The organism is Micromonospora sp. C95 (assembly GCF_018070465.1).
In the GTDB taxonomy this organism is placed as follows: Bacteria; Actinomycetota; Actinomycetes; order Mycobacteriales; family Micromonosporaceae; genus Micromonospora.
Genome location: NZ_JAGPXT010000012.1, coordinates 1 through 24,942 on the forward strand (window position 1 = coordinate 1; position 24,942 = coordinate 24,942).

A 24,942-nucleotide genomic window follows, 5' to 3' on the forward strand; every position below is an offset into this window, starting at 1 on the left:
CAGGGGCCGCGCGTCGGCGAACTCACGCCGGATCGCCATCAGACCCGGCATCTCATGCTCGGCCAGACGGATCTCCTTACGCCCGAACTCCGCGAGCGACAGATCCGCCACCTTGAAGTCGCCCTCGGCGACAGTACGCGGCCGGGCCTCGGACGACGTGCCACTTGCGGACGCCGGGAGGGTGCTGGTCATAAAAGCTCCTGTCGGACGATGGTGCTGCGCAACCTCCCACCTTACGCGCGTCGACGACGGGCGGTCGGGGTGGTTACGGACAGCGCACGGGGCGGCCGGCGTGGACGTGTGCCGTCCATCTCCGTCCGCCCCGTGCATCCCCCCGGTTTGGTTCCCCCGCGCGTTCTCGGACCATCGTCGCGATAACGCTACGCACCCATAGAGTCACACTGAGCAAGAGCCGAGTCAAGCCATTTCGGGAAATTCGGACTTGCCAGTCGGCGGTCGATCGCCCGGCGAAGCGCTGGGGAAGGTTAGACCTGCCCGGTCGAGGCGATGTACGTCTCACCCGCACCGGTGACCGTGAGTGAACCACCCGCAGCCGGGCCGACCGCAGCCCGGCCCGGACCGAGGGTCACCGGCGACATCCCGTCGGTCACGGTGATCCGGCCAGCGGTGCAGAGCACCACCCGGGGGCCCGGTACCGCCAACGTCACCTCGCGTCGGCCGCCACCGACGGTCACCCGGTGCAACGCGAAGTCGTCCACCGGCACCGGCCAGGTCACCACCCCGTCGGCGACCTCCTGCGGTCCGACCACCGGCCGGTCGAGCACCTCGAAACGGAGCACCCGCAACAGTTCGGCCACGTCCACGTGCTTCGGGGTCAACCCGCCCCGCAGCACGTTGTCGCTGGCGGCCATCACCTCCACGCCGGTACCCCGCAGGTAGGCGTGCAGGTTGCCGGCCGGCATCCAGATCGCCTCACCGGCCGCCAGCCGCACCCGGTTGAGCAGCAACGCCACCAGCACTCCGGGATCTGCCGGGTACGCCTCGGCCAACCGGCCCACCAGGTCCGCGTCCGGGCCGGCCGCCGCTCGAGCCGCCGCAACCAGCCAGGCACGCTCCGCCGTCGGCCACTCCAACAGCCGGCGTACGGCCTCGGCCAGCCCCGCCGGTCCGGTGGACAACGCGGCCAGCACCGGCCGCAGCTGCGGTACGCCCAGCGCGGCGAGCGCCCGCGCCGAGGCGGCCGGGTCCCGGAAACCGCACAGCGCCTCCATCGGCCCGAGCGCCACCAGCAGCTCCGGCTTGTGGAACGGGTCGACGTAGTTGCGGTGCCCACCGGAGCAGGCCTGCTCGGCGGCGTGACCGGCCCGCGCCTGCTCGGCGTCCGGATGGGCCTGGAGGCTCAGCGGAGCCGCTGCGGCCAGCACCTTGAGCAGGAACGGCAGGCGGGTGCCGAACCGGTCCATCACCGGCCGGCCGAGCCAGTCGACCGGCTCGGCGGCGAGCACCTCGGTGAGCGGGATCAGCCCGCCGTCGCGCTCGACGGCAGCCGGGGCGCCCGGATGCGCGCCGAGCCACAGCTCCGCCTCGGGCGCCGCGCTCGGCACCGGCCGCCCCTGGAGTTCGGCGATCGCCGAGTGGGAGCCCCAGGCGTAGTCCTTGATCGGCCCGTGCAGTGGTTCCAAAGGTCAGCTCCCAGCGGGCCCGGAGGTGGCAGCGGGCTCGGCACTGGCCCGGAAGATGTCCGGTTCGAGGTAGATGACCCGGGCGACCGGCACGGCGGCCCTGATCCGCTCCTCCACCGCGTCGATGCCCCGGGCCACCTCCTCGGCGCTCTCGCACCGCGACACCGCGATCTTCGCGGCCACCATCAGCTCCTCCGGCCCCAGGTAGAGGGTCTTCATGTGGATGATCCGCTCCACCTCCGGACCGGCGGCGACCGCCCGCTCGATGGCCGAGACGTCCGCGGGCTCGGCCCCCTCCCCCAGCAGCAGGCTCTTGGTTTCCACGGCCAGCACGATGGCGATGGTCACCAGCAGCAGGCCGATCATCGCGGTGCCGGCCGCGTCCCACCGGCCGTTGCCGGTGGCCAGGGTCAGGCCCACGCCGAACAGGGCGAAGACCAGGCCGACCAGCGCGCCGAAATCCTCCAGCAGCACCACCGGCAGCTCCGGCGCCTTCGACCGGCGGATGAACCTGGTCCAGGACTCGCGGCCCCGGACCAGGTTCGACTCCCTGATGGCGGTACGGAAGGAGAACGACTCCATCACGATCGCCGCGAGCAGCACCGTCACCGGCACCCAGTGCCAGCTGGTGATGCCGTGCGGGTCGGACCACTTGTGCCATGCCTCGTAGAGGGCGAACAGACCGCCCAGGCTGAACAGCACGATCGCGACGATGAACGCGTACACGTAGCGCTCCCGCCCGTACCCGAACGGGTGTTGCGGGGTGGCGGCCCGCCGGGCCCGCCTGCCACCGAGCAGCAGCAACGCCTGGTTGCCCGAGTCGGCGACCGAGTGGATGGACTCGGCGAGCATCGACGACGAACTGGTCAACAGGAAGGCCACGAACTTCGTCACGGCGATGCCGACGTTGGCGAGCAGCGCCGCGATGATCGCCTTGCTGCCACCCTGGGTGCTCACTGGTTGGCCAGTTCCTTCATCTCGGTGATCGCCGGCACCGCCATCGGGTCCAGACCGTGCGCCAAGGCCAGATAGATCGACGCGAAGTCCGGCACCGCCACCAGGGAGGCGAGCCGTTCCAGCGCCGATCCGCCCTCGGCGGTGACCACGTCGCACCGTACGCCCCGCCGCTCGGCGAGGGTCTGCACCGCGTCCGCGCGCCGCTCCTCGACCGCGAGGGGCTCGTCGGCGTCGTCCTCGGCGTTCAGGCCACCGTCGCGCAGCAGCACCAGCCGCAGCCGGGTGCCCGCACCGTCCGACTCGTCCGGATCGGCGAAGATGTCCCGCTCCCCCTCGGACAGGCCGCCGAAGACCCCGTCGAGCAGGCCGACCCGGCCCCGACCCGCCTCGCCGAGCGCGCCGGTGACCACCGGGTAGCGGGCGTTTGCCGACAGGGTGTCGCCGAAGCGCCGGGCGGCGACCGACGCCAGCGGCGACGAGCCCCACACGATCGGGATCGAACCGGCCAGCCCGAGGGCGAGGGACTTCGCCGGGTTGACGAAGGACTCCGCGGTCGGACGGCTGCGGTCCGCGTCGGCGTCCAACCGGGCCGCCGTCTCCGCCAGATCCGCCTCGTTCACCTTGACCAGGCCGAGGGCCCGGGCGGCGAGCAGGACCGGCACGGTCAGCCCCCAGAGGCTGGCCCGGGCCGGTGCCCGCCGAGGCACCGGGATGAACGGCGCGCGGGCCCGCTCGGCGACCGAGTGCAGTTGCGACTCCGCCGGACCCACCGCGACCAGTCGGGCTCCCCTCCGGTGGGCGGCTTCGGCGGCACCCAGCGCCTCCGGGCTGCGACCGGAGGCACTGACCGCGATCACCACGTCGGCCGCGCCGACCCAGCCGGGCACTCCGGCAAGGCGGTGCGCGATCACCGGCACCGGGCAGCGCGGCCCGGCGACCGTGGCCAGCACGTCACCGGTCCGCCCGGCGGTGCCGATGCCGGCGATCACGACCGCCCGGGGACGCCCGTCGTCGGCGAGTACGGAGAGGTTCGCCTCGGCGGCCAGGGCAGCCGACTCGCGTACCTGTGCACCCGCCGAGGCGGTGTGTCGCAGCATGCCACCCGGATCGCGCTCGGCGAGGGCCTGCGGGTCGTCGAGGAGTCGCTCGTCCGCGTTGCGGTGTCCGCTGACGCCAGCCGTTCCGTCGATCACGATCCCTCCGCGGGGCTGCGCGCCTCGTCCAGCAGCAGCACCGGCACGTCGTCGCGGACCTCGAAGATCCGGCCACACTCGGTGCACGTCAGCGTCTGGGCCGGCGCGTCGTAGGTCAGCGGGGCATGGTGTGTGTCCGGGCAGGCGAGGATTTCCAGCAACTGCGGGTCGAGGGCCACTGCGCGGCTCCTTCCACGTGTGCGGCTTCACCGATCGGGGGTGCCGACCGGCGCGAGCGATCTTATCGGCGAACCCGGTCGAGCACCTCGTCGCGCAGTGCGGTCATCCGCTCGGCGGTCGGTGCCTCGACGTTGAGCCGCAGCAGCGGCTCGGTGTTCGAGGCGCGCAGGTTGCACCACGCCCCGTCGGCAAAGCGCAGGGTGAGACCGTCCATCTCGTCGGCCACGGCGTCCGGGTACGCGGCACGCACCTCGGCCACCTTGGCCGCCTGATCCGCCACCGTCGAGTTGATCTCACCCGAGGCGACGTACCGTTCGTACTCGGCGGCCAGCGTGGACAGCGGCAGCGGCTGCTCACCGAGCGCCGCCAGGGTGTGCATCGCGGCCAGCATCCCGGTGTCGGCGAACCAGAAGTCCCGGAAGTAGTAGTGCGCCGAGTGCTCCCCACCGAAGACCGCGTTGGTACGCGCCATCTCGGCCTTGATGAAGGAGTGACCCACCCGGGCCACCACCGGCTCACCGCCGTGCTCCCGAATGATCTCGGGCACCGCGCTGGAGGTGATCAGGTTGTGGATCACCGTCGAGCCAGGATGCTTGGCCAACTCCCGAGCGGCCACCAGCGCGGTGATCGCCGACGGGGAGACGGGCTCGCCGCGCTCGTCCACCACGAAGCAGCGGTCGGCGTCCCCGTCGAACGCCAGGCCGATGTCCGCGCCGTGCGCCACCACCGCGCGCTGCAGGTCGACCAGGTTGGCCGGATCCAGCGGGTTTGCCTCGTGGTTGGGGAACGTCCCGTCCAACTCGAAGTACAGCGGCACGATCCGCAACGGCAGGGCCGGCAGCGCGGCGTCGCCGAGCACGCTCGGCACGGTGTGCCCGCCCATCCCGTTGCCGGCGTCGACCACCACGGTCAGCGGCCGGATGCCGGCGAGGTCCACAAGAGTGCGCAGGTGTGCCGCGTAGTCGGGCAGCAGGTCGCGCCGCTGCGTCGGCGCGGTCGGCTCGCCGAGCGGCTCGTCCTTGTCGAGCAGGGCCTGGGCCCGGTCGCGGACCTCGGCCAGCCCGCTGTCCTGCCCGACCGGGCGGGCACCGGCGTGACACAGCTTGATGCCGTTGTACTGCGCGGGGTTGTGGCTGGCGGTGAACATCGCACCGGGCAGCCCGAGCGCACCGGAGGCGTAGTAGACCATGTCGGTCGAGGCGAGCCCGATCTCGATGACCGGGCGCCCCTCGGCGCGTACGCCGGTGGCGAAGGCGGCGGCCAGCCCGGGCCCGGAGGCCCGCATGTCGTGCCCGATCAGCACCGCCTGCCCCGGCTCACCGGCGGCGTCGAGCATCTGGGCGAAGGCGACGCCGAGGGCACCGGCGACACGCTCGTCCCACTGGTCCGGCACCGTCCCACGGACGTCGTACGCCTTCACGATCCGGGACAGATCAGACACCGGTTCCACTCCTCGCCTGCGGGTCGTCAACGAACCTGAGCGTATCGGAGCGGCGGCACCCACCCCGGCTCAGCCGCCGAGCCCGCGCCCGTACTACGGCTCGTCACCCGTCCCGGCGCCCGGTGACCGGTCCGGGTGCCCCGGCTCCCCGCCCGTGGCTGAATCGGGCCTGGCACCGTACACACCGCCGCTCGGGCGGGGTGCCGGGGTGCCGCCGTACACCCGTGGCGTGCCGGGCCGGTTCGTCCCGTACGTCGGACTGGGCGCGGCCGGTGGCACGGTGCCCAGGCCGGGCGACGGTGCCGGCGGGGCGCCCGCGGCGGGTGCGATCGGTGCGGCACCCGGACCGCCGCCGGACCGGTAGGTGGTGCCGCCCGGGTTGCGCGACGGCGGGATCTCGAAAGCGTCGGCCGGTCGTCCGCGGTCACCGCGGTCCTTGCGGGATCGGTGGATCAACAGCCCGATGAGCAGTGCGCCGGCGACGACCATGGCGATGCCGAAGTACATCACCGGTGATCCCCCGGAGCCGCCTTCGGTCTGGGTGAGGTCGTCCGTCGTCTCGGCGGCGAGCGCCACGGTGGGCGTGGCCTCGACCGACGGTTCCTCGGCCACCTCCTTACTGGGTGACGGTGAGGGCGTGGGCGACGGGGAGGGCGACGCCGAAGGCCGTCCGCCGACCACCCGCGACGACGCGGCGGCCCGACCGAGCACGGCACCCCGCGCGGTGGTCGCCTCACCGGTAACCACCAGTCGACCACCGGGGGCGGTCGCGGCGAAGGCGACCCGGTACCGCATCGCCACGCCCTTGCCCTTGCAGATCTCGTCCCGGGCCGGGGCGACCGGTTCGGTGGTGATCAGCCCCGCCGCACCCGAGAGGCCCACCGGCACCCAGCGGCCCCCCACGTTGGCCTGCACCGCCACCTGGTCGGCCCGTACGTCGGGCAGGCTCAGTCCGAGCGCGGTGCGCACCCGCACGCACCCGTTCGTGCGCTTGCGCACCTCGACGGTCACGCCTTCGGCGGAACGGCCGGCGGTGAAGCTGCCCGCCGAACGCACCCGCACCCGGTCCTCGTCGGCGTGCGCCGGGGCGCCACCGAGCGCCGCCAGGGCGCCCAGGAAAACGCAGACCGTCGCGAGCCGCGCCGTCTGCCGCCGTACCGACATGATCAACCACCGTTCCTCCCCCGACGGGGGAACGCCGGTCAGGCTACTACCGGGGCCCGACCGTGGCTGGCCATCGAGCACCCGGCATGTGCGACGCACCACGTCGTGACGGCGCTCGGCGATCACGCCCGGCGGTCCGGGCCCTCCCCGGGGCCGGGCTCGTCGGCGTCGTCCGCGTCGTCCTCCCGGTCCGCCGCGCCAAGCGCCAGCGCAAGCGCGATGCCGATGGCGATACCGACTCCGATGCCGGCAGCGCCGTCCAGCGCCATCACTCCGATCACCAAGCCGAGCAACATCGCCGACGGCCAGTACCAGAGCCGGGAATCGCCGCCCGCTTTCTTCCGATCCGCCATCGCCCGAGCGTATTGCGCTCCGTCGAGGCCCACAGCGGCCCGCGCTCGCGCCGTTCGGCGCGGCAGACCGACCGCTCATCTCACGTTCAGTAGGCTCGAACGTACGCAGCGCCAGGAATCGGCGCGGTCCGATAAGTTCCGGGGTGTGATCGACCGCGAACAGGCCGAGCAGCTCGCAGCGGTGTGGGCCCGCCGCGACTCGCTGCGTCTGGGGCGTGAGTGCCAGCCCGCGGTCACCGAGTTCGACCTCGGCTACGTCATCACCTCGACCGTGTCCACACAGGCCAGATCCCTGCCCGGCGAACTCCCCTCGACCGTCGTCGACAAGCGGACCGGTGAGGTGAGTACCTGTCCACGGGTTCCGCCCGACGTGGTGGCGCGGCTCTACCGCCGCAGCCGGGCCACTGGTCCGCCGGCTCCGCGTACGGTGGACCCGGCCGGCCAGCTGCTGCGGGAGATCCGCCGGCGGACCGCCCCGACCACCACCGCGCGGCTCACCGTCGACGGGCGGACCTGCACCGCCCAGGGCGCCAAGGGGGACGTGGCACTCAACCATCACCCGCTGGTCCAGGCGTACCTCGGCAGCCTGCCCGCCGGCCGGCTGGTTCGCGGCGGGCACCGGCACGCGGAGTTCGTCGTGGTCTCCGACGTCCTCCACGAGTGCGATCACCGCCGCAGCGCGGAGGGCATCGCACCCATGAGCATGGGCGACGCCAGGGAGCTGCTCAGCTCCGCCCGCGTCGAGGTGGTCCAGGTCCGCGATCCGGCCGATCCGCAGGGAGGTCCGAGCGCGCGGCCCTGCGACTCGTGTCTGAACATGCTTGTGGAGTTCAACGTGCTGGCGCGCACCAATCTGGTCCACACCGAGCCCTGGTTCCCGCAACCGGCGCCCGACCCGGCGCACGGCCGGTTTCCCCCGGAGGTGGCGCGAGCGCTGGTCGCCGCCGGCTGGCGGCCCCGCTTCGACGACGCAGCCGTGGCGACGTCCGCGGTGCACGACGTCGGAGCGGTTGCTGGCCGGGCCTACGGACCGACCGCGTTTCCCGCTGCGGTCGCCGCTCTGACCGCCTTCCCTCGCCTGGCCAGTCAGCGTCGCGGCCCAGGTGAGCAGGTGTGGATCTCACGCTTCGACATCCGACCCCGCCAGGTCGCCCAGACCGCCGACTCGCTCGGTGACTTCGCGGCGGTGATCGGTTCCCGGCTGTTCCCGCTCGGTGCCGAGAGTCCGCACAGCATCATCGCGGTCGACGAACAGGGCCGGATCTTCGCGCTGGACCAGGCGGGCGAGTGGTTCCTCGGGGCTGACATGGACGCCGCGCTGACCACTCTGCTGCTCGGCCGCGCCCCCGCCCGCGTACGTGACGACGGCGGTTGGTGACCCCCTGGCGGTCTCTCAGAGCTGCACGCGGGTCAGGACGGTGACCAGGAACGCTGCGGGCTCCGCAGGTACAGCCTTGGCGACCACCTACCCCACTAAAACAGTCGCATCAGCCCTTGTCTGCCGCGAATTCAGTAGCGAAGATGGCAGCAAGGTTGCGATAACCGCCGCAGCGAGACCCGGACCCCTCGGAGTGATCCAGTCATGAGTGACCAGCAGAGGCTGCGCAACTTCGTCAACGGCGAGTACGTCGAGCCGGTCGACGGCGGCTACGCCGATCTGATCGACCCGTGCACCGGTGAGGTCTTCGCCCGGACGCCGGTCTCCGGCGCCGCCGACGTCGACGCGGCCATGCGGGCCGCCGCCACCGCCTTCGACGGCTGGCGGGACAGCACCCCGGCGGAACGGCAGCGGGCGCTGCTCAAGCTCGCCGACGCGGTCGAGGCCCGGGCCGCCGACCTGGTCGACGCGGAGGTACGCAACACCGGTAAGCCCCGCCAGCTCACCGCCGACGAGGAACTGCCGCCCGCCGTGGACGAGTTCCGCTTCTTCGCCGGCGCCGCCCGCCTGCTGGAGGGTCGTTCGGCCGGCGAGTACCTGGCCGGGCACACCTCGTACGTCCGGCGCGAGCCGATCGGGGTCTGCGCTCAGGTCACCCCCTGGAACTACCCGCTGATGATGGCGGTCTGGAAGATCGCTCCCGCGCTGGCGGCCGGCAACACCGTGGTCCTCAAGCCCTCGGACACCACGCCGGTGTCGACGCTGCTGCTCGCCGAGATCGCCGCCGAGCACCTCCCACCGGGTGTGTTCAACGTGGTCTGCGGCGACCGGGACACCGGCCGCGCCCTGGTCGCGCACCCCACCCCGCAGCTGGTCTCCATCACCGGCTCGACCCGGGCCGGCATGGAGGTGGCCGCAGCCGCCGCGCCCGACCTCAAACGCACCCACCTGGAGCTGGGCGGCAAGGCCCCGGTGGTGATCTTCGACGACGCGGACGTCGCCGCGGCGGCCGAGGCGATCGCCCTCGGCGGCTACTTCAACGCCGGCCAGGACTGCACGGCGGCCACCCGGGTGCTCACCGGACCCGGCATCCATGCCGACTTCGTGGCCGCCCTCACCGAACAGGCCCGCAGCACGAAGACCGGCGCACCGGACGACGCCGACATCCTCTACGGCCCGCTCAACAACGCCAACCAACTGGCCCGGGTACGCGGCTTCCTGGACCGGTTGCCCGATCACGCCACGGTGCGGACCGGGGGCGCGCAGGTCGGCGAGCGCGGCTACTTCTACGCCCCGACCGTCGTCTCCGACGTACGGCAGGACGACGAGATCGTCCAGGACGAGGTGTTCGGGCCGGTCATCACGGTGCAGCGGTTCTCCGACGAGGACGAGGCGGTCCGTTGGGCCAACGGCGTCGACTACGGTCTGTCCGCCTCGGTGTGGACCCGGGACCACGGGCGGGCGATGCGGATGACCCGGCGGCTCGACTTCGGCTGCGTCTGGGTGAACACCCACATCCCGTTCATCTCCGAGATGCCGCACGGCGGCTTCAAGCACTCCGGGCACGGCAAGGACCTCTCCGTCTACAGCCTGGAGGACTACACCCGGATCAAGCACGTCATGCACCACATCGAGGGCTGACCACCGCTGGTCATCTCCGACGACGAGCTGGCCCGCGGCCCGGCCATCCTCGACGCCGCCTTCGGGCGACCGACCGGCCGGGTGGTTGCCGCGTCCGCACCGCGCGGCAGCCACCCGGCCTCAGCCTCAGCGCAGTACCTCGACGATGTTGTTGCGCACGAGATTCTTGCCCGGCTCCCGGATCTGCTCCATCGCGGCGGAGTTCAGCAGCACACAGCTGCCCGAGGGGCCGGTGATGGTGACCGTGGTCGCCTTGTCGTTGTCCAGGTTGGTCACCCGCAGGCGGGTACCGACCGGGAAGCGGTCGCTGGTCGCGGCCGGCCCGGCGGCCTCCTCGAAGAAGGTGATCGCACCCTGGCAGGCCGACCCGGTCACCGGGCGGGCCGCCGGTGGTGAGGCCGAACCCGGTCGGTCGCCGATCACGCCCGGCTGTCCCGCACCCGGCTGCGCGGCGACCTCGCCGATCCGTTCGACCACGTTGCGTCGGATCACGTTCTTGCCAGGCTCGCGGACGAGTTCCATCGCGGCGGCGTTGAGCAGCACGCAACTGCCCGACGGACCGACGACGGTCACCTCCGCCGATCTGTTGTTGTCCAGGTTCGTCACCCGCAGCCGGGTGCCGACGGGGAACTGGTTGCTGGTGGCGGCCGGCACGCCCGCCTCGGCCGAGAACGTGATCGATCCGGCGCAGACACTCTGCCGGGTCGGCGCGCTGTCCGCGAATCCGAGTCCGGTGCCGACCGCCACCGTCGCCGCGGCGACCACCGCCACCCCTGCCGCCAGCGCGTGCTTCCGCTGCAGCTTCACCTGTTCCTCCCGTCCTCACACCCTTGTGTTTCGAGGGCTGGTACGGCCCGGGAACGCTGTCCAGTTCATCGCCGTGACACTTGTCGAAAACAAGACTTCGAATGAACCGACGACGCACCGGTCATACCGGCCCGTAACGGGTATGGGGCGCACCCGTCAGCAACGCCCAGTAGCGATCCCCGTACGACCAGTGCCACCACTCGGTCGGATAGTTCACCAGGCCGGCCCCGCGTAGCGCGTCGGCCATGATCTGCCGGTGCCGCCGGGCCTCGACACCGATCGACGACGCGGCGGTGAAGCAGGCGTTGTCACTCGCCTCCGGGGTGGCGTCCACCGGGGTGCCCATGTCCAGTTCGATGCCGTCCACCGTGCACATGGTGAGGTCCACCGCACCACCGGTGCTGTGCGGCGCCACCGCCACCGGCGACACGAACTTGGTGGTCTCCCGGTACAGCCGCTCCGGCGACCAGTCCGGGTGGCTGCGGCGCAACTCCTCCTGGTAGCCGGTGAAGATGTCCAGCTGCGCCTGGTAGGGCCGGTAGCCCTCGACGATCAACAGGCGCAGGCCGTCCGGCAGGGCGCGCTGCGCCGCCAACAAGCGGTCCACCACCGGCTGGCGCAGTCGGGCGTACGCGCCGGTCGGATCGGCCGCCCGCGCGTCCAACCGCAGCTCGGCCACCTCGCGCAGGTCGACAAGGGGCGCACCGTCGTCGATGCCGCGCACCGCGGCGACCCGCGGATCGCAAAGGAGGATCATCGTCCGGCTCCCCCGCCGGGCCGCTCCGCGTGCCGGGCGAAGGCCAGCGCGACGAGCCGGTCCAGGATCTCCCGGTAGTCGACGCCGGCCGCTGCCCACACCTTCGGGTACATCGAGTGCGCGGTGAAACCCGGCATCGTGTTCAACTCGTTGACGTACAACTCGCCGGCGACCTCGTCGTAGAGGAAGTCGACCCGGGCCAGGCCCCAGCCGCCGATCGCGGCGAACGCCCGCACCGACAGCTCCCGGATCCGCTCGGTGACCTCGCGGGGCAGCGGGGCCGGAACGATCATCGGGTCGCTGTCGCCGAAGTACTTCTGGCGATAGTCGAACCAGCCACCACTCACCCGTACCTCGCCGACCGCTGATGCGTCCGGACGGGTACCGCCGAGCACACCGCACTCCAGTTCCCGGCCGCTCACCCCCTGCTCCACCACGACCACCGAGTCGTGCCGCAGCGCCTCCTCGATCGCCGCCGCCAGATTGTCGCCCTCGGCCACCCGGGAGATGCCGATCGAGGAGCCCATCCGGGCCGGCTTGACGAACACCGGGCGACGCAACCCCACCACCAGCTTCTCCGGATCCTCGGTCGTCCGGTACGTGGTCGCGTCGAAGGAGACGTGCGGGGTGATCGGCACTCCCTCGGCCCGCAACGCCCGCTTCATCGCCACCTTGTCCATCCCGACGGCCGAGGCGAGGATGCCGCACCCGGCGTACGGCACACCCAGGGATTCGAGCATCCCCTGCACCACACCGTCCTCACCGAACGGACCGTGCAGCACCGGGAAGACCACGTCCAGTTCGGCGTGCACCGCGCCGGGCGCGTCCATCGCGGTCACCACCGCCGTGCCGGAGCGCGGCCCAGCCCGTAACTCGACCGCCGGACCGATCACCGTCAGCCGGTCGTCGATCGCCCGCTCGGACGCCGTGCCGGCGAGGAACCCGGACAGCGCGGCGTCCGGGACGAGCCGCAGCCCGCCGGTGCGGGTGACCCCGATGGCGACGATGCGGTACCCACCGCCGGCCAGCGCCCGAGCCACGCCGAGCGCGGAGGCGCAGGAAACGTCGTGCTCCGCCGACGGACCGCCGAACAGAATGCCAATGCGTACGGGCGCACTCACGCCACTGCCACCTCTTCCTCGATTCGGGTGGTCGCCGTAAGTCGGGCGACCAGTTCCGGCTCCACGTTTCCGCCGGTCAGCACCACGCCGACCGTCCGCCGCCGGTCACCAACCACCGCCGCCGGTCGCTCGGCGGTCGGCGACCGTCGCGTCCCGCCGGACCCGGGCGAGCGCAGCCCCGCGTCAGCGCCGAGCGGGCGCAGCGTCCCGTCAGTGCCGCGCGGGCGTAGCGCCCCGTCGGCGACGAGCCGTAGCGCGCCGGCCAGGCCGGCCGCCCCCGACGGCTCGGCCAGTACCTTCAGTTCCAGCAGAAGCAGCCGGAACGCCTCGGCGATCTCGTCGTCGTTCACCCGCACCACCGCCCGCAGCCGGTCGCGCAGGACGGCGAAGGGCAGTTCACCCACACAGGACGGACGCAGTCCGTCGGCGATCGTCGGTGCCGGGGTGACCGCGACGGGTCGACCGGCCGCCAGGCTGCGGGCGAGTGAGTCGCAGCCATCCGGCTCCACGCCGTACACCTCGATCGGCCGGCCGGTCGCGGCCAGGCAGGCACCGGCCGCACCACCACCCCCACCGACCGGCAGCACGAGGGCGTCCAGCGGGGTACCGGCCCGCTCGGCCTCCTCGATCAGTTCGAGGCTGGCGCTGCCCTGCCCGGCGATGACGTCCGGATGGTCGTACGCGTCGACGATCGGGTGGCCGGTCTCGTCGCTGACCCGACGGGCCACGGCCAGCCGCTCCTCGACCGTCGTACCGGCGAGCACCACCCGCGCGCCTGCGGCGCGGGCCCGGGCCACCTTCGTCGCCGCCGCGTCGACCGGAAGCACCACCGTGGCGGCGAGCGCGAACTGCTGTGCGGCGAGCGCCACTGCCACCGCGTGGTTGCCGGTGCTCTGCGCGACCACCCCGCGGTGCCCGGCAGTCGCCAGCCGGCCCACCGCGAACAGCCCGCCGCGCATCTTGTACGAGCCGCCGACCTGGAGGTTCTCCGCCTTCAGCAGCACCCGGGCACCGGCCAGCCGGTCGATCGCCGGTGCGCGCAGCACCGGGGTACGCAACACCCGGCCGGCCAGCCATCGAGCTGCCTCCGGCACGTCGATCGGAGCCGGGACGGCTCTGCGGGGATCGGTGTGGGACATGTCCTCTCCTTCGAGGTCGATCAGTGCGACGCCGTCGGCATGAGCGGTCGTCGGGCGGCCTCACCCCGGCGGGGCAGGTCGAACAGCCACGTCGCCCGGATCGCCAGCAGCAGCCGGTGCAGTCCGAGGCTGAGCGCCAGCACGGCGACGGTGAGCGACAGCGGGAAGCCGAGGGCCAGGGCGAACCGGGCGGGATCGTCCAGCGCGGCGATCGGTTCGGCGATCAGTCGGTGCAGCAGCGCCAGCACCGGCATGTGCAGCACATAGATCGGCAAGGTCTGGCGACCGAGGGCGGCGAGCGGTTCGCCGACTGCCGGCCTCCGGGCCAGCCGGACCGCCACGGCGATGCCGAGCAGCACGGCGAGGACGGAGACCAGCGGCGCCACACCGGGCAGCCGAGCGGTGCCGGTCGCCGCCACGGCAGCCAGCGCGACGGCGTACGCCCCGGCGGCCAGCACCAGTCGTCGGCCGGTGACGGCGTCGGTCCACCTGAGCACGTACCCGCGCAGGTGCAGGCCGGCCAGGAAGAACACCAGATTCTGGTAGAGACCGGCCCGGTTGCCCGGGGTGTCGACCAGCCCCGCCGAGGCGACGGCGCTCAGGATGCCGGCAGCGGCCAGCAGCACCGCCGGACGGACCCGTCGCAGCGCCTTCGCCAGTACGAAGTACAGCGCCAGCGCGTACAGGTACCAGAGGTTGGACGGGGTGACCGTCAGCTGTGCCAACAGACCGCCGAGGTCGCTCGCCCGGTCGGTGGGGAAGTCCGGGGCGAGGGCCAGTACGGCAGTGTGGATCATCAGCCAGACGCCGTACAGGTAGAGGAAGCGGGCGACCCGGGGCCGGGCGACCGACCGCCAGGGGCGCTGCACGGCGGCCGCCGCGAACATGCCGGAGATGGTGAAGAACAGCGGCATCCGCATCGGCAGCAACAGTTCGCCGAGGGTTCCCCAGGCACCCGCCACCGGCACGTCGAGCCGCCAGTCGATCTGGAGATAGTCCTTGACGATCACGTGCCAGAGCAGGACCAGCAGGATGCAGCCGCCCTTGGCGACGTCAGCCCAGGCCAACCTGACGCCGGCCGAGGCCGACCCGGTGCCGCCGCCGGGGGCGGGCCTACCGACGGCCGTATCGACCGCGACCTGTTCCCGGGTGGTCATGCTCTCTCCTCTTCGTCGCGGTGCACGCTGGCCAACTGGTTCCCGGCACGCCGGGTCGGCTGTTTCGCGGGCACGCCGAAGGTCGGGCTGCCGCGGTGTGCGGCCCCGATCTGTGGGCTGTGGTTCGAAGCCGGCCGGGTGGCCGGGTCAGGGTGCGCTGGGTAGTTGGACGTCCACCCACAGTCCGCCGTACTCGGCCGGCCGGGCGGCGATCAGGCCGTCGTGCGCCTGGGTGATCGAGCGGGCGATGGCCAGACCGAGGCCGGCGCCACCGCTCTGGTTCGTCCGGTCCCGGGCCAGGCGCCGGAACGGCTCGAAGAGCCCGGCCACCGCCTCCGCCGGCACCACCTGTCCCGTGTTGACCACGGTCAGGGCCGGACTGTGTCCGACCGTGACGGTGAGGGTGCCGCCCGGCCGGTTGTACTTGATCGCGTTCTCCACGAGGTTCGTCACCAGCCGTTCCAGCAGCACCCGCTCGCCCATCACCATCCGGGGCTCCAGGTGGCTCTGCACCGTCACCCCGGCCTCGGTGATCCGGTCCTGGTACGTGGCCAGCACCCCGGTGACGACCTCGTCGAGCCGCTGCGGGGTACGGGACCGTAGGCCCTGGTCACTCTCGCTGAGCGCGAGCAGCCCCTCGATCAGCCGCTCGTTGCGTTCGTTCGTCTCCAGCAGTTGCCCGGTCAGCAGCTCCAGTTGTTCACCGGTGAGCGACCGGGCCATGCCGACCTCGATAAGCGTGCGCTGCACCGCCAACGGCGTACGCAGTTCGTGGGAGGCGTTCGCGGCGAACCGCCGCTGCCCCTCGTAGCCGGCGGCGATGCGCTCCATCATCTCGTCGATGGACCGGGCCAGCCGGGCCAACTCATCGTTGCCGCGCGGCCGGAGTCGGTGACCGAGATTCTGCGGCCCGACCTGCGCGATCGGCCCGGCCAGATCGCGCACCGGGCGCAGGCACCACAGCGCGGCGGCCCAGATCCCGAGCACCGCGACCAGGAGCACGGCAAGCGGGGCGAGCGCCAGGATCAGCTCGACGAAGTTGGACACCTGGCCGCAGAGCACGCCCGACCCGGGCAACCCGGTGCCGCAGAGCCGCTTGCCCCAGAGCCACAGCTGGCTCAGGGCCCACCTCGCCAGCTCGGGAGCGGCGTATCCGGCGAACAGCGCGAGCACGCCGACCAGCACGATCCGCCAGCGCGGGGTCACTCGGCACCGCCGATGCGGTACCCGGCCCGGGGCACGGTGTGGATGACCTGCGGCTCACCGAGCTTCTTGCGCAGCGTCATCACGGTGACCCGGACGACGTTCGTGAACGGGTCGGCGAACTCGTCCCACGCCTGTTCCAGCAGTTCCTCGGCGCTGACCACCCGGCCTTCGGCCCGCAGCAGCACATGCAGCACCGCGAACTCCTTCGGGCTCAGGCTGACCGGCCGGTCGTCGCGAGTGACCGTGTGCCGGGCCACGTCCAGGACGACGCCGTGGGCCGCCAGCACCGGCGGGATGGCCGGTGCGGAGCGCCGGCCCAACGCCTGCACCCGAGCGACCAGCTCGGCGAAGGCGAACGGCTTGGTCAGGTAGTCGTCGGCGCCCAACCCCAGGCCCTCCACCCGGTCGCGGATGCCGGCGGCGGCGGTGAGCAGCAACACCCTGGTACCGGAGCCGGACGCCGCCAGGCTGCGACACACCTCGTCACCGGTATGTCCTGGCATGTCCCGATCCAGCACGGCGACGTCGTACCGGTTCACCCCGACCCGCTCCAACGCTCCGTCACCGTCGTAGCAGACGTCCACCGCCATCGCGAGGCGACGCAGCCCCTCGGCGACGGTGTCCGCCAACAACCGCTCGTCGTCCGCCACCAGCACCCGCACGCTTCCGCTCCCCGTGTTCCTCGCTGTCGGCCACACGCTCTCAGGCAGGAGTTAAGAGTTCCGTAAGTGCCCGCCGAACCAATACTCCACGTAACCACCCCACCCCCTGAACGCCCGCCCCCACGCCCCCGTCGATCTTGCACTTTCGGTCGCCGACTTGCCCGTTATAAGTCATTTGCACCGGCAGAAAGCGCAAGATCGCGCGGGGTGGGGCGGGGGTGGTTGGTGGTTAGGAGAGAGCGGCTCGGATGGTGGCGACGATGTGGCTGGGGCGACGGTAGAGGTCACGGTCGGTGAAGTACCGCATCCGCCAGCCCTGCGCGTCGAGCCAGTTGACTCGTTCCCGGTCGTACCTGAGGCTCTCGCGATCGAGGTGGGAGACACCGTCGTACTCGACGCCGACCCTGCGCTCGCGGTAGCCCAGGTCGAGGCGATAGCGCTGAACGCCATAGGCGTCGTGGACCCAGACTTGCGGCTCAGGAGGCGGTAGCCGCCCGTCGATCAGCACCAACCGCAACTGACTCTCCTGGCGACATTCCGCCCGTCCGTCGGCCAGCGGCACCAACTCACGCGCCTGCCGCACCCCGCGTAGCGCCCGGTGCCTGCACACCTCAGCCATCAACTCGTCGGGAGTCACGACACCGGACCGCAGGGCGCAGTCCAGCACGGGAAGCGCGTCGAGCCGCCGCACCGTACGCGCCAGGTCGACCGCACAGCGTGCCGCCGGCACGCAGGGCAGCCCACCGACGAGGACCGGCCGCACGGGAAGCACGGACCGATGCACGACCAGCCCGGGTAGCCGGGGTTTGGGCACGGTGGCCGGCAGTTGGACGTGCACGAGATCGTCGCGCAGCACGCCGAAGCCGTACCGGCGGGCCGCCGTCTGTCGGGTGAACATGGCCCCCTCCGGCAGACACAGCAGGAGAGCCCGCAGTTCGTCCTCGTCGTCAAGGATCTGATCGGCGTAGACGCCCCTCCGCACACGGCGTAGCTCGTCCCGGCCCACCCGAGTACGAAGACGTCGGGCGGTGAGCGTCGCCAACAGAGTTTCCACCCGCCACAGCTGAGCAGTCATGCGGGCACCCTCCCCCGCCCACCTCCACACGCTCCACCCCCACCCACTCCCCTGTGGACAACCCAGCCCACTGTGGAATTCCCCCCACCCAGCCCACCCTCGTGCTAGGCACCCCCCGCTGCCCGCCCAACCCTCCGCGATCTTGCACTTTGTGTCCCCGCATACCGGACACAAGCCGCATTCGAGCGACCAAAGGTGCAAGATCGCGGAGGAGGGGGCGACGGGGGTCAGCGGTCCTCGATGGACCAGGGGGAGCCGTAGGCGGTGAGCAGGTCGAGGAAGAGTTTTGGGGGGAACGCTTCGGGGGCGAGGACGCCGGTGCCGGACCAGGCGCCGCTGGCCAACAGTTCCAGGGCGACGACCGGGTTCACGGCGGTCTGCCAGACCACCGCCTGGTGGCCGTACTCGCGCATCGACCACTCGTTGTCGACCACGTGGTAGAGGTAGACCTCGCGCGGCCGGCCGTCGATCCCGGTGCCCCGTACCCAGGTGCCGGCGCAGGTCCTGCCACGCATCCGGTCACCGAGGGTGGCCGGGTCGGGCAGGCAGGCGGCCACCACGTCCCGGGGCGACACCGGCACGCCGCCCACCCGCACCGGCGTGGTCGCCGACAGGCCCAGCTTGTGCAGCGTCCTGAGCACCTCGATGAACTCCGCGCCGAGCCCGTACTTGAAGGTGACCCGCTTCGCCGGCACCCAGCGCGGGATCAGCAGCACCTCCTCGTGCTCGACGTTCACGCACTCCACCGGCCCGATGCCGGCCGGGAAGTGGAACACCTCCGGCTCGCTGAACGGCTCGGTGGTGAACCAGCCGCGCCCGGTCTCCCAGATCACCGGCGGGTTGAGGCACTCCTCGATGGTGGTCCAGATCGAGAAGGACGGGGCGAAGGCGTACCCCTCGACGGTCAGGTCGGCGCCGTCGCGTACTCCGATCTCGTCGATTTCGGCGAACAGTTCGTCGGCGGCGTAGCGGGCGAAGACGTCGGACAGACCCGGTTCGACGCCGATGCCGCACAACGCCAGCCGTCCCGACCCGGCCCACCGGTCGGCCACCGCGAACTGCTCGTCGCCGAGCTTGACGCCGGTCTCCTGCCAGGGCCGGACCGGGTGCGGACGGGACAGCGACATGGCCAGATCGAGGTAGTCCGCGCCGGCCGCGTACGCCCCGTCGAAGATAGGCATGACGAAGCGCGGGTCGACCGCGTTGAGCACGTGGGTGATCCGGTGTTCGCGGCACAGCGCGGCGACCGCGTCCACGGACGCTGCGTCGACGGACGCGGCGACGAAGCGGGAGTCACGGCCGGCGACCGCCCGCGCGGCGCGGCCGGCGTCGTGGTCGGCGACCACCACGGTCTCGAAGAACTCACGCCGGGCCGCGATGGCGACCACCGCGGAGCCGACGCCACCAGCACCGACGAGCAGGACACGCATCACGAGTCGAACCCCAGACCGAACCGATCGAGCGTACGGAGCCACAGGTTGCGCCGTCCCTGCCGCGCGTCGGCGCGGGCCAGGGACCAGCGGGTGAGCCCGATGCCGGCCGCGCGGGCCGGTTCGGGCGGGAACGGCAGCGGCCGGTCGCGGACCAGTGCGAGCCGGGTCAGCGGGGTGTCCGCGCCGTCGAGCAGGTCGAGCATCACCCGGGCACCGAACCGGGTCGAGCCGACACCGAGCCCGGTGTAGCCGGCCGCGTAGGCGAGCCGACCGTCGTACGCGGTGCCGAAGAACGGGCAGAATCGGGTGCAGGTGTCGATCACCCCACCCCAGCGGTGACTGAACCGCACGTCGTCGAGCTGCGGAAACGTGGTGAAGAAGTGGTCGGCCAGGGCGGTGAAGGTGGCGTCCCGCTGCTCCAGCGCCGGTGCCACCCGGTTGCCGTAGTGGTAGACGGCGTCGTAGCCGCCGAACAGGATCCGGTCGTCGGCGGTGATCCGGTAGTAGTGAAACTGGTTGCCGCCGTCCGCCAGCCCCTGCCGGTTGCGCCAGCCGACGGCGTTGCGCTGCTCGACGCCGAGCGGCTCGGTCATCAGCGCGTAGTCGTACACCGGCACGATCCAGGCCCGCAGCCGGCGCAGCAGCGGCGGAAAGGCGTTCGTGGCCAGCACCACCCGCCCGGCGCGCACCGTCCCGGGCACGCCGTCGGCCCCGACGGTACGCGCCACCAGCGCCCCGCCGTCGCGGCGCAGCCCGGCGACCCGGGTGTGCTCGTGCATCCGTACGCCCGCCGCCCGGCAGGCCCGGCGTAGCCCCCAGGCCAGCCGGGCCGGATCGAGCATCGCCACCCGGTCCCGGTCCCACAACCCGCCGAGGTACGTCGGCGAGTTCACCTCGGCGCGCACCTCGTCGGCGTCGAGCAGGGCCACGTCGTGGCCGTACCGGCGGGCCAGGTCGACCTCCTCGGCCAGCCCGGCGAGCTGGTACGGCTCGACGGCGACGGCCAGTTCGCCGGTGCGCTCGAAGTCGCAGTCGATCCCATGCTCGGCCACGGTCGCCGCGATCGCGTCGAGGTTCTGCCGACCGTGCCGCTCCAGTTCGCCGATCTCGTCGGGGAACCGCCGGGCCCCGTTGGCCAGCCCATGGGTCAACGAGGCGGCGCAGAATCCGCCGTTGCGCCCGGAGGCGGCCCAGCCGCAGGTCCCTGCCTCGACCAGCAGCACGTCCCGCCCGGGGTTGGCCTGCCGGGCCAGCAACGCCGTCCACAGTCCGCTGTAGCCGCCGCCGATCACCAGCAGGTCTGCGCCGGTCGCGCCGGTCAGCGGCGGCAGCGGCTCGGGCCGTTCCGGCCGATCCAGCCAGTACGGCACCCGCGCCGCGTCGGCCAGGGCGCGGGTCATGGCCGGCCGTCTTTCCGGGCCGGCGCGGGTCATGACCGGTCACCTTCCCGGGCGGACACGGGGACGAGCGCCGCCCGGCGGGCCTGCCGGCCGCGCAGCGAGGTGGCCAGCACCAGCAGCAGCGCGATCAGGAACATGGCGGTGCCGATGACGTTCACCTGCGGTGGGATGCCCCGCTGGGCGGCACCCCAGACGTACATCGGGAACGTGACGGTGGTGCCCGAGTTGAAGTTCGTGACGATGAAGTCGTCGAAGCTGAGCGAGAACGCCAGCAGGGCGGCGGCCACGATGCCGGGCAGCACCAGCGGCAGGGTGATCCGCCGAAACGTCTGCCACTCGCTGGCGTAGAGATCCATCGCGGCTTCCTCCAGCCGCCCGTCCATCCCGGTCAGCCGCGCCTTCACGGTCACCACCACGAACGACACGCAGAACATGACGTGGGCGATGACGATGGTCCAGAAGCCGAGCGGCACGCCGCCGGAGACGAAGAGGGCGAGCAGCGAGGTGCCCATCACCAGTTCCGGCGTCGCCATCGGCAGGAAGATCAGCACGTTGAGCCCGGACCGGCCCCGGAACCGGTGCCGGGCCAGGGCGAACGCCATGAGCGTGCCGAGCACGGTGGCCGCCACGGTGGCGAGGAACCCGATCTGGACGCTACGCAGCACCGCGTCGCACATGTCGGCGGTGGCGCACGGGTTGCGCCAGTTGTCGAGGGTGAACTCGTTGAAGTCGTACGACAGCCGGCTGGACGGGCGGTTTAACGACAACGCGGCGACCACGGCGATCGGCAGGAACAGGTAACCGAGCACCAGCAGCGCCACGCCCAGCACCCAGTGCTCGGCGAACCAGCGGGAGATCCTCACAGGACCTCCCGCGTTCCGGCGCGGCGGAGGTAGCCGAAGACCACCGCGAGGATCGCCGACATCAGCAGGAACGACAGCGCCGCGCCCTGCGGGTAGTCGAGCCGGACCAGGAACGCCGAGTCGATGACGTTGCCGATCATGTACTCGTTCGGCGTACCGAGCAGTTCCGCGTTGATGTAGTCGCCGGTCGCCGGGATGAAGAAGAGCAGGGTGCCGGCGATCAGGCCGGGCATCGACAGCGGCAGGGTGACCCGCCGGAACGTCTTCAGCGGGCTGGCGTACAGGTCGCTGGAGGCTTCCAGCAGCCGATGGTCGAGCCGCTCCAGGCTCGCGTACAGCGGCAGCACCAGGAACGGCAGGAAGTTGTACGTCAGGCCGAGCACCACCGCGATCGGGGTGGCCAGCAGCCGACCGTCGGGGCCGAGCAGGTGCACGTCGCGCAGCAGGCCGACCAACCAGCCGTTGTCCGACAGGATTGTCTTCCAGGCCAGCGTACGCACCAGGAAGCTGGTGAACATCGGCGCGATCACGCAGACCAGCAGCAGGTTCTTCCACCGGCCGGCCCGCTGCGCGATCGCGTACGCCAGCGGGTAACCCATCAGCAGCGCCAGCAGCAGCGCGATGCCGGCGTACGCGAACGACCGCGCGAACTGCGGCCAGTACGCCTGCACCGCCGCCGGATAGTTGCCGAAGGCCCAGGTCAGCACGTACCCCGTGGAGAGCGAGCCGGTGGGGTCGTAGAGGCTGGCGGCGGCGAGTTGCACCAACGGCACGACGAAGAACAGGAACAGCCAGGCCGCGCCCGGCAGCAACAGCAGGTACGGCAGCAGCCGGTAGCGCTCCGATCGGGCAGCCTTCGGCGGCGAGGCAGGCTGCCGGGAGCCGGTGGGTAGGTGAGCCAGCGCACTCACGGGACCAGCACCGGGGTGGTCCGGTCGTGCTCGTCGGCGCGCCGGTCGAGCAGGAAGGCGTGCTGCGGATTCCAGTGCGCCACGACCCGCTCCCCGACGGCGAACCGCTCCTGGGCGCCGGTGTTCGCGACGAAGACGCTCAGCTCCGTGCCCCAGCCGGTACGCAGCAGGTACTGCGTGCTCACCCCGACGTAGGAGGCGTCGGTGATGCTGCCTTCGAGGTGCTGGTTGCCGGCGGGCACCTGCCCGGCCGCCGCGGCCAGCTGCAGCTTCTCCGGGCGTACGCCCAGAAAGACCGGACCCTGGTCGGCGCGGGACCGCGCCGACGGCACCGAGAACCGCGCGCCGTGCGCGGTGACCAGCAGGTCGCCCCCGTTGCCGCCGGAGACGTCAGCGGCGATCAGGTTGGACTGGCCGAGGAAGTTGGCCACGAAGGCGGTCGCCGGGAACTCGTAGATCTCGGCCGGTGTGCCGAGTTGCTCGATCCGGCCGGCGTTCATCACCGCGACCGTGTCCGCCATGGTCATGGCTTCCTCCTGGTCATGGGTGACGTGCACGAAGGTGATGCCGACCTCGACCTGGATCCGCTTGAGTTCGATCTGCATCTGGCGGCGCAGCTTGAGATCGAGCGCACCGAGCGGCTCGTCGAGCAGCAGCACCTGCGGGTGGTTGATCAGCGCCCGGGCCAACGCGACGCGCTGCTGCTGGCCGCCGGAGAGCTGGGCGGGGCGGCGCCGCTCGTACCCGTCGAGCTGCACCAGGGACAGCATCTGCCGGACCGGGCCGTGGACCGGGCGGATGCCCCGCCGCCGCAGCCCGAAGGCGACGTTCTCGAAGATGTCCAGGTGGGGGAAGAGCGCGTAGCTCTGGAACACGGTGTTGACCGGTCGTTTGTACGGCCGCAGTCGGGTGATGTCCCGGTCGCCGAGCAGCACCTGGCCGCTTGTCGGTTCCTCCAGACCGGCGACCATCCGCAACGTGGTGGTCTTGCCGCAGCCCGAGGCGCCGAGCAGGGCGAAGAACGAACCCTGTGGGATCGTCAGGCTCAGCTCGTCGACCGCGGTGAAGGCGCCGAAGGTCTTGCTGAGGTTGGCCAGCCTCAGGTCACCGGCCGGATTCTCGGTAGCCACCTCACGCTCCGATGACCTGCTGGAACTTGCCCTCGTACTCGCGTTCCTGCTGTTCGTCCAGGGCCATGAAGACCCGCGACTTGGCGAGCATCGCCTCGTCCGGGAAGATCAGCGGGTTCGCGGCCAGCTCCGGATCGATCTTCTCCAGCTCCGCCTGCGCCCCCTGCACCGGGCAGATGTAGTTGACGTATGCGGCGAGCTGGGCGGCTACCGCCGGGTCGTAGTAGTGGTTGATCAGCTCTTCGGCGTTGGCCTTGTGGCTGGCCTGGTTCGGCACCAGCATGTTGTCCGACCAGAGCATCACGCCGGAGTCGGGCACCACGAACTTGATCCGTTCGTCCTCGAAGCCGAGTTGGATGATGTCGCCGGACCAGCCGACGCACGCCGCGATGTCGCCCTTGGCCAGGTCCGGGGCGTAGTCGTTGCCGGTGAACCGGCGGATCTGCCCGGAGTCGACGGCCCGCTTGAGCTTGTTGAGCGCGTCGTCGAACTGGGCGGCGGTGAAGTCGGCCGGGTTGTGGCCGTTGGACATCAGCAGCAGGCCCATGGTGTCGCGCATCTCGCTGAGCGCGGTCACCTTGCCCTTGAGGTCGGGGCGGGTGAGCAGTTCGTCGACCGTACGGATCTCGCCGGTGACCCGGCCGTTGTAGGCCAGTCCGGCGAGGCCGGACTGCCACGGGACGGCGTACTGGTTCTCGGTGTCGAAGGGTCGGTTCCGCAGCGACGGCAGCAGGTTGGCCTCGACGTTCGGCAGCTTCGAGCGGTCGAGTTTCTGGATCCAGCCGAGCCGGATCATCCGGGCGGCCATCCAGTCGGTGAGCACAATGATGTCCCGCCCGGTGCTCTGGCAGGCGGCGAGCTGGTTCTGCACCTTGCCGAAGAACTCGTTGTTGTCGTTGATGTCCTCGGTGTAGGTCACCTGGATGCCGGTCCTGCTGACGAACTCGTCCAGACTGGGTCGCTTCGACTCGTCGTCGGAGTCGACGTCCATGTACTGGGGCCAGTTGGAGAAGGCCAACGTCTTCTCCGAGCCGGACAGGTCCTCGCTGACGCAGCCCTCCTCGGTCTGCTGCGCGGCCGGGGTGCCGCAGCCGGCCAGGGCACCCCCGGCCGCCAGCAGTGCGGCCGAGCCGAGGGTGCCGGTGAGCAGACCACGCCGGGTGACGGGCCGGAAGGCACTACGCATGTGACGACTCCGATCGGTGATCGTCGGCGGCAGGACGGGGGTGGCGCGCCGGCTGGGCTGGAGAGTCAGTGGCGATTGACGACTGATACTGACATGAGGAAACCTCACTCACAAGGGATTCCGTTGCCGAGATAGCTCCCGACGA

General features: G+C 71.6%; 24 protein-coding genes. 2 read left to right on the forward strand and 22 right to left on the reverse strand.

Annotation, left to right across the window (positions count from 1 at the left end):
• From KBX00_RS15920 to KBX00_RS15955, 8 genes are all read right to left on the reverse strand, one after another.
• Positions 1-192 (reverse strand): adenosylhomocysteinase (locus tag KBX00_RS15920; RefSeq protein ID WP_210827668.1); only part of this gene is annotated, 192 nt, incomplete at its 3' end.
• Between the two features lie 293 nt (positions 193-485).
• Positions 486-1,643: a mannose-6-phosphate isomerase, class I gene (gene manA / locus KBX00_RS15925; protein WP_210827670.1), complete on the reverse strand. Its 1,158-nt coding sequence runs from the start codon at positions 1,641-1,643 to the stop codon at positions 486-488.
• Between the two features lie 3 nt (positions 1,644-1,646).
• On the reverse strand, positions 1,647-2,600 hold the full coding sequence (locus KBX00_RS15930; protein WP_210827672.1) for a cation diffusion facilitator family transporter: 954 nt from the start codon (positions 2,598-2,600) through the stop codon (positions 1,647-1,649).
• A complete protein-coding gene (locus tag KBX00_RS15935) occupies positions 2,597-3,793 on the reverse strand; it encodes an SIS domain-containing protein (RefSeq protein ID WP_210827673.1) in 1,197 nt (398 codons plus the stop codon). The genes KBX00_RS15930 and KBX00_RS15935 overlap by 4 nt, the downstream gene beginning before the upstream one ends.
• Positions 3,790-3,972 carry a Trm112 family protein gene (locus KBX00_RS15940; RefSeq protein WP_210827675.1) on the reverse strand — a complete coding sequence of 61 codons (183 nt, stop codon included), beginning with the start codon at positions 3,970-3,972 and terminating at the stop codon, positions 3,790-3,792. Before KBX00_RS15940 ends, KBX00_RS15935 begins: the two co-directional genes overlap by 4 nt.
• A 62-nt stretch (positions 3,973-4,034) precedes the next feature.
• Positions 4,035-5,414, reverse strand: a complete 1,380-nt coding sequence (locus tag KBX00_RS15945) for a phosphomannomutase/phosphoglucomutase (protein WP_210827683.1) — start codon at positions 5,412-5,414, stop codon at positions 4,035-4,037.
• Between the two features lie 93 nt (positions 5,415-5,507).
• On the reverse strand, positions 5,508-6,578 hold the full coding sequence (locus KBX00_RS15950; RefSeq protein WP_210827686.1) for a hypothetical protein: 1,071 nt from the start codon (positions 6,576-6,578) through the stop codon (positions 5,508-5,510).
• Between the two features lie 122 nt (positions 6,579-6,700).
• Positions 6,701-6,931, reverse strand: coding sequence for a hypothetical protein (locus tag KBX00_RS15955; RefSeq protein WP_210827962.1), 231 nt, complete (start codon positions 6,929-6,931; stop codon positions 6,701-6,703).
• Positions 6,932-7,076: 145 nt separating this feature from the next.
• Between KBX00_RS15955 and KBX00_RS15960 the strand changes: the two genes are divergently transcribed.
• The gene (locus tag KBX00_RS15960) at positions 7,077-8,309 is read left to right on the forward strand and encodes an SUKH-3 domain-containing protein (protein ID WP_307868713.1); all 1,233 of its coding nucleotides are present in this window, start codon (positions 7,077-7,079) and stop codon (positions 8,307-8,309) included.
• Positions 8,310-8,513: 204 nt separating this feature from the next.
• Complete coding sequence (locus KBX00_RS15965) at positions 8,514-9,950, forward strand: gamma-aminobutyraldehyde dehydrogenase (protein ID WP_210827689.1); 1,437 nt, start codon at positions 8,514-8,516, stop codon at positions 9,948-9,950.
• A 126-nt stretch (positions 9,951-10,076) separates the two neighbouring features.
• Here the strand turns inward: KBX00_RS15965 and KBX00_RS15970 are convergent, their stop codons facing one another.
• The 14 genes from KBX00_RS15970 to KBX00_RS16030 all read right to left on the reverse strand — a co-directional run bounded on the left by KBX00_RS15970 (position 10,077) and on the right by KBX00_RS16030 (position 24,797).
• Positions 10,077-10,757 (reverse strand): hypothetical protein, encoded by a 681-nt coding sequence (locus KBX00_RS15970; protein ID WP_210827691.1) that lies wholly within the window; start codon positions 10,755-10,757, stop codon positions 10,077-10,079.
• A gap of 121 nt (positions 10,758-10,878) precedes the next feature.
• A complete protein-coding gene (locus tag KBX00_RS15975; RefSeq protein ID WP_210827692.1) occupies positions 10,879-11,514 on the reverse strand; it encodes a M15 family metallopeptidase in 636 nt (211 codons plus the stop codon).
• Positions 11,511-12,635: a D-alanine--D-alanine ligase family protein gene (locus KBX00_RS15980; protein WP_210827693.1), complete on the reverse strand. Its 1,125-nt coding sequence runs from the start codon at positions 12,633-12,635 to the stop codon at positions 11,511-11,513. Before KBX00_RS15980 ends, KBX00_RS15975 begins: the two co-directional genes overlap by 4 nt.
• Positions 12,632-13,774 carry a threonine/serine dehydratase gene (locus tag KBX00_RS29330; RefSeq protein ID WP_301548034.1) on the reverse strand — a complete coding sequence of 381 codons (1,143 nt, stop codon included), beginning with the start codon at positions 13,772-13,774 and terminating at the stop codon, positions 12,632-12,634. The genes KBX00_RS15980 and KBX00_RS29330 overlap by 4 nt, the downstream gene beginning before the upstream one ends.
• A gap of 20 nt (positions 13,775-13,794) precedes the next feature.
• Positions 13,795-14,931, reverse strand: coding sequence for an acyltransferase (locus KBX00_RS29335; protein WP_301548035.1), 1,137 nt, complete (start codon positions 14,929-14,931; stop codon positions 13,795-13,797).
• Between the two features lie 147 nt (positions 14,932-15,078).
• Positions 15,079-16,137: a cell wall metabolism sensor histidine kinase WalK gene (locus KBX00_RS15990; protein WP_210827694.1), complete on the reverse strand. Its 1,059-nt coding sequence runs from the start codon at positions 16,135-16,137 to the stop codon at positions 15,079-15,081.
• On the reverse strand, positions 16,134-16,799 hold the full coding sequence (locus KBX00_RS15995; protein ID WP_210827695.1) for a response regulator transcription factor: 666 nt from the start codon (positions 16,797-16,799) through the stop codon (positions 16,134-16,136). The genes KBX00_RS15990 and KBX00_RS15995 overlap by 4 nt, the downstream gene beginning before the upstream one ends.
• Before the next feature lie 229 nt (positions 16,800-17,028).
• On the reverse strand, positions 17,029-17,874 hold the full coding sequence (locus KBX00_RS16000) for a DUF559 domain-containing protein (protein ID WP_301548036.1): 846 nt from the start codon (positions 17,872-17,874) through the stop codon (positions 17,029-17,031).
• Between the two features lie 227 nt (positions 17,875-18,101).
• Positions 18,102-19,304 carry a saccharopine dehydrogenase family protein gene (locus tag KBX00_RS16005; RefSeq protein ID WP_210827696.1) on the reverse strand — a complete coding sequence of 401 codons (1,203 nt, stop codon included), beginning with the start codon at positions 19,302-19,304 and terminating at the stop codon, positions 18,102-18,104.
• Positions 19,304-20,740: an FAD-binding oxidoreductase gene (locus KBX00_RS16010; protein WP_301548037.1), complete on the reverse strand. Its 1,437-nt coding sequence runs from the start codon at positions 20,738-20,740 to the stop codon at positions 19,304-19,306. Before KBX00_RS16010 ends, KBX00_RS16005 begins: the two co-directional genes overlap by 1 nt.
• Positions 20,737-21,570 carry an ABC transporter permease gene (locus KBX00_RS16015; protein ID WP_210827697.1) on the reverse strand — a complete coding sequence of 278 codons (834 nt, stop codon included), beginning with the start codon at positions 21,568-21,570 and terminating at the stop codon, positions 20,737-20,739. Before KBX00_RS16015 ends, KBX00_RS16010 begins: the two co-directional genes overlap by 4 nt.
• The gene (locus KBX00_RS16020) at positions 21,567-22,481 is read right to left on the reverse strand and encodes an ABC transporter permease (protein ID WP_210827698.1); all 915 of its coding nucleotides are present in this window, start codon (positions 22,479-22,481) and stop codon (positions 21,567-21,569) included. The genes KBX00_RS16015 and KBX00_RS16020 overlap by 4 nt, the downstream gene beginning before the upstream one ends.
• Positions 22,478-23,611, reverse strand: coding sequence for an ABC transporter ATP-binding protein (locus KBX00_RS16025; protein ID WP_210827699.1), 1,134 nt, complete (start codon positions 23,609-23,611; stop codon positions 22,478-22,480). The genes KBX00_RS16020 and KBX00_RS16025 overlap by 4 nt, the downstream gene beginning before the upstream one ends.
• Position 23,612: 1 nt before the next feature.
• Positions 23,613-24,797 (reverse strand): spermidine/putrescine ABC transporter substrate-binding protein, encoded by a 1,185-nt coding sequence (locus tag KBX00_RS16030; protein ID WP_210827700.1) that lies wholly within the window; start codon positions 24,795-24,797, stop codon positions 23,613-23,615.
• Positions 24,798-24,942 lie beyond the last annotated feature (145 nt).

Bases quoted from the DNA above. Each gene is read 5' to 3' on its own strand.
- KBX00_RS29335 (WP_301548035.1), bottom strand. From the start codon at position 14,931: ATGACCACCCGGGAACAGGTCGCGGTCGATACGGCCGTCGGTAGGCCC.
- KBX00_RS16000 (WP_301548036.1), bottom strand. From the start codon at position 17,874: ATGACTGCTCAGCTGTGGCGGGTGGAAACTCTGTTGGCGACGCTCACC.
- KBX00_RS16030 (WP_210827700.1), bottom strand. From the start codon at position 24,797: ATGCGTAGTGCCTTCCGGCCCGTCACCCGGCGTGGTCTGCTCACCGGC.
- KBX00_RS15965 (WP_210827689.1), top strand. From the start codon at position 8,514: ATGAGTGACCAGCAGAGGCTGCGCAACTTCGTCAACGGCGAGTACGTC.
- KBX00_RS29330 (WP_301548034.1), bottom strand. From the start codon at position 13,774: ATGTCCCACACCGATCCCCGCAGAGCCGTCCCGGCTCCGATCGACGTG.
- KBX00_RS15950 (WP_210827686.1), bottom strand. From the start codon at position 6,578: ATGTCGGTACGGCGGCAGACGGCGCGGCTCGCGACGGTCTGCGTTTTC.
- KBX00_RS15955 (WP_210827962.1), bottom strand. From the start codon at position 6,931: ATGGCGGATCGGAAGAAAGCGGGCGGCGATTCCCGGCTCTGGTACTGG.
- KBX00_RS16005 (WP_210827696.1), bottom strand. From the start codon at position 19,304: ATGCGTGTCCTGCTCGTCGGTGCTGGTGGCGTCGGCTCCGCGGTGGTC.
- KBX00_RS16010 (WP_301548037.1), bottom strand. From the start codon at position 20,740: ATGACCCGCGCCGGCCCGGAAAGACGGCCGGCCATGACCCGCGCCCTG.
- KBX00_RS15975 (WP_210827692.1), bottom strand. From the start codon at position 11,514: ATGATCCTCCTTTGCGATCCGCGGGTCGCCGCGGTGCGCGGCATCGAC.